The sequence below is a fragment of the Flavisolibacter ginsengisoli DSM 18119 genome (genome assembly GCF_900129295.1).
Lineage (GTDB): Bacteria > Bacteroidota > Bacteroidia > Chitinophagales > Chitinophagaceae > Flavisolibacter > Flavisolibacter ginsengisoli.
On record NZ_FQUU01000045.1, the window covers coordinates 1 to 3,597 of the forward strand.

Here is a 3,597-nt window from a genome sequence, read left to right on the forward strand (position 1 = left end):
CTTAGTGGCTAAATATCTCTGTGCTTCTCCGTGCCATTGTGACACCGTGGTTCAAAACTCCCGACTCCCGCCTACAGACTCCCGACTCCCGACTAAAAAAGAGGCCCATTACAGGCCTCTTTTTCTCCACCACTTCACCAGCCATTTCAATAGCAGCGAGGTGCCGAAACTGACCACGGCTCCAATGAAGGCCAGCAGGGTGGTCTTCATTACCTCACCGGGCATCAGTTGCAGCAGCACCAGCAGTGTGCCGCCTACAGTGCCTGCCCTTGTGCTTCCGTCAGGGTTCATAACCTTCCGGAGGAACAGGTGTGCCTTCCTCCGTAGTGGCCTGGCTAACGGCCATGGCTACACTGCCTGCTACTGCCAGGTAGGAAGCCAGTTGCACCACCAGGGCCGGTAGCACCACGGGCGCTGCCAGCAGGCTGCCGCTGACAGCCGTCAGCACCAGCGCCACGTTACGCAACTTCCTGAAGAAGGACGGGGTGGGGGCTGAGAATCTTTGTATGAGGTTCATGGTTTTCTGATTTAATAGTGATCATTACGGTTGTCTTGTTTTCCAATACCGGGAAAAGAAGGGCGCAAAGCTTTTCCATGGCAAGCCTTGACCGCACCCCTTTTCCGGCACCGGAAAGCTGTGATACAGGAGCAATGCAGCCTTTCAGTTCGTGCAGGGCATCATTGGCAGGATGTACCAGGATATTGGACCGCGCGGGCACATCCTTTACCTCCAGGTGCCAGCCAAACTTAGGGCTGAACCGCCTTCCTATGGCATACGTTCCCTCGGGAATACAGGATACCCGGTGCTGGTTGTCTTTCCATGGCAGTTCAATGCTATGGCATACCAGCGCGCCGCCGGCATAGATATTCCCATTGGTACCCGAAGGGTAATAGCTTCGGACCAGTTCAAGTGTCACAACATTGGTTTTCATAGCATAAGGATTAAAAACGGGCTTTTAAAAATTAGCAACGGTTGAAAAAAGGAGAGGAAGAGACCTTCCTCCCTCTATGAATTACAGTCCGCTCACCTTCACCAGGCCCAGCGCATTGTAACCGCCGTTCTTCAGGCTGTACTTGATGCCGTTCACGTCCTGGAAGAACTGCACGCCCAGTAATACGAAAATCGGGTGTGTGCTGTTCGCTGTCAGTGTGTGCGTCATCGTTACTGCCGATCCGGCCGTGTTGCCCAGTGGCATTATGCCGCTGTCGGAGATCTGCTGAACGGTCACGCCGCCTTCAAAATCAATCTCCACGCCGGCACTTACAATGCTGAAGTGCGTAGCACCATCCGGTGCGGCAATGGCATCTGCCGGTACAAAAGGCGACAGGTTGACCCCTGAGGTGCCCGTGGTGCGGTCGATGGTTGCCACGTAAGGTGCAAACAAGGTGCTGCCCAGTGGTGCGTTGATGTTAAAGTCAAAGCCCTCGAGCATTTCGGTTTCACCATCCAGCACATTGCGTTGTCCGCGGGTGCTGGTAGCATCCGATTTCACCACCTTCATCATTTCTTTGGTCAGGCGGCTGCCTACCCTGCGGTCCCTGCCCTTGTTGAGCAGGGGACGGATGGATTTGCGGAGCAGTTTGGCCGCTGCACCTGCATGGCCGAATTCAATTCCGTTCTCCCTTGTCCTTTCAAAGGCAGGGTCGGTGGCAATGCGGTTGGCAGAAATGGCTGATTTTTCCTTTGCCAGGTAGCCATCGGCTGTTTTGTAAAAAGTGATGTCTGAAATGGTACCATCCAGTTTGATGATACTTCTTTGCTTGGCCATAAAATATTGGTTTTTAAAAATGAATAAATGCGGCTTGCCGAAAACAGTTGATCATGATCGTTAGGCCCCTGTTAGCTGCTTGCCTTCACAAGAATACTAAGCTTTTTAGCAATGTAAAAATGCCATGGCCGGGTATGGCCGGTTTGGCCGGAAATGACCGGTTTTGTCCGCTTTTGGCCGGATTGGCCGGGAATGGGTGTTAGGTCTTATACCTCAGCAGGATAGAAGTATTTAGCACTATCCATGATGAATGGTTAGTTAGTTTTGGAAAAGAAAGGAAGCTGCCACCAGGCGCTGAGAAATATTTTTAAAATAATTGGTGAGATCATGATGCATATTGATTTATTGAAGTAAATTAGTAAGAGTTATCACCTATCCTGTTTAAACCGCAACGACACTTCATTCAACCCCTGAAACTTCTTTCCGCACTCCTCGAGTAACGGCGATGTCCTCTCCTAAACCTGGATAGCAACCTGTTTCTTATTGATCCAACCCTGGTAACTAACTGCGCCTATAACACCAAAGTATACCGATAAGCCTTAGATGTAGATGAACTGATCTTCTTCAGCCAGGCTACTTGTGCACTTCATCCAAAATTCTAGGAATGGATGGCTATTGCCGTCCCCCGAACCAGCTTTAATCAATCCCCGGAAGCATTCCTGTTCTTCATTTATCAATCAAAACGATTGCATTTATGCCAGTTACTCAAGGGAATTCCAACTTCCACCCGCACCATGTGGGCCATCCTCCTTTTGTCAATTATCACAACCTAAATACTACAATTATGAGAAGAGTTACTACTTCTGATTCAAAGCATTTTGCTTTACCTGGCCAGCAATGCGAGCATAAGAGAAATCTCTTTAGCTTATTCCCTAAATCTGTTTTTTTCCTTTTATACTTTTTAGTAGTGGGGCTTGTTGCTTTTGCGCAAACAACTACCACTTTTCCATCCGCGAGCTCTTGTACTTCCAAAGACCTGGAATTGGTGGGTGCAACGCTAACGGGGGGCAATACCTGTAATTCTTGTACTCCGGGGACAATACTGACAAGAACACTTACCCTGGCCATCAATAATAAAACAGGTTCATCGAGAACGGCATTTGCCTTTTGGGGGACCCTGGTCATTACCCATGCAGATAATAGCGTAGAAACATCACCCATAAAGGGTTGTTCAGGACCTATACCACCAACCGGGCCTTTGCCAAGTTCATATAGTAAGGATTTTAATACTATTACTTATACCTGTGGGGATGCTTTAAAAATTAAAGACCTATTTCTTGCATGGACAGATGCTTCACCTAAAAGCACCTGTGCTACCATTAATTCCGCCACTATCAATCCAAAATGCGGAACATTGCCTGAGATTCAAATCAATGCAGGGGTGAATGGAAGTGCAGTTGCAGGTAACCTTACCTGTTTTGGAGCATCAAATGGTACCATCAATCTAACGCCTTTTGGCGGAACTGCACCATACACTTTCTCCTGGTCTGCAAGCAATGGAGGAAGTATACCATCCGGGCAGTCAACTAGTGAAGATCTTACAGGCCTTACCAAGGGAACATATACCTGCGTGATCTCTGATAGCAAGTCATGTACTTTTTCAAAAGTAGTGACCCTTACAGGTCCTTCTGCTGCCTTGTCCCTGGGTGCCAGCAGTAAAACGGATGTCACATGTTTTGGAGGAACTAATGGAACAGTAACAGCTGGTACGGTAAGCAATGCTGTGGGCACTGTACATTATAGCTGGAAGAATGCTTCCAATGTTGAAGTAGCCACTACTGCCAATAAATCTGGATTGCCTGCTGGTGCATACACCCTCACGGTAACT

At 48.6% G+C, this 3,597-nt stretch carries 5 protein-coding genes; 1 reads left to right on the forward strand and 4 read right to left on the reverse strand.

All coding sequences use genetic code 11. The features are described from left to right. Positions 1–108: 108 nt before the first annotated feature. The 4 genes from BUA53_RS20770 to BUA53_RS20785 all read right to left on the reverse strand — a co-directional run bounded on the left by BUA53_RS20770 (position 109) and on the right by BUA53_RS20785 (position 1,769). Positions 109–291 (reverse strand): hypothetical protein, encoded by a 183-nt coding sequence (locus BUA53_RS20770; RefSeq protein ID WP_072837312.1) that lies wholly within the window; start codon positions 289–291, stop codon positions 109–111. Continuing rightward, positions 281–466, reverse strand: a complete 186-nt coding sequence (locus tag BUA53_RS20775) for a hypothetical protein (protein ID WP_245793241.1) — start codon at positions 464–466, stop codon at positions 281–283. Before BUA53_RS20775 ends, BUA53_RS20770 begins: the two co-directional genes overlap by 11 nt. Next, positions 459–932, reverse strand: a complete 474-nt coding sequence (locus BUA53_RS20780) for a DUF5675 family protein (protein WP_217653047.1) — start codon at positions 930–932, stop codon at positions 459–461. Before BUA53_RS20780 ends, BUA53_RS20775 begins: the two co-directional genes overlap by 8 nt. A gap of 81 nt (positions 933–1,013) precedes the next feature. Further along, positions 1,014–1,769, reverse strand: a complete 756-nt coding sequence (locus BUA53_RS20785) for a hypothetical protein (RefSeq protein WP_072837314.1) — start codon at positions 1,767–1,769, stop codon at positions 1,014–1,016. Between the two features lie 784 nt (positions 1,770–2,553). On the opposite strand from BUA53_RS20785, the gene BUA53_RS20790 reads away from it, so the two are divergent. Continuing rightward, positions 2,554–3,597: SprB repeat-containing protein (locus BUA53_RS20790; RefSeq protein ID WP_175546137.1), on the forward strand; the 1,044-nt coding region annotated here is incomplete at its 3' end.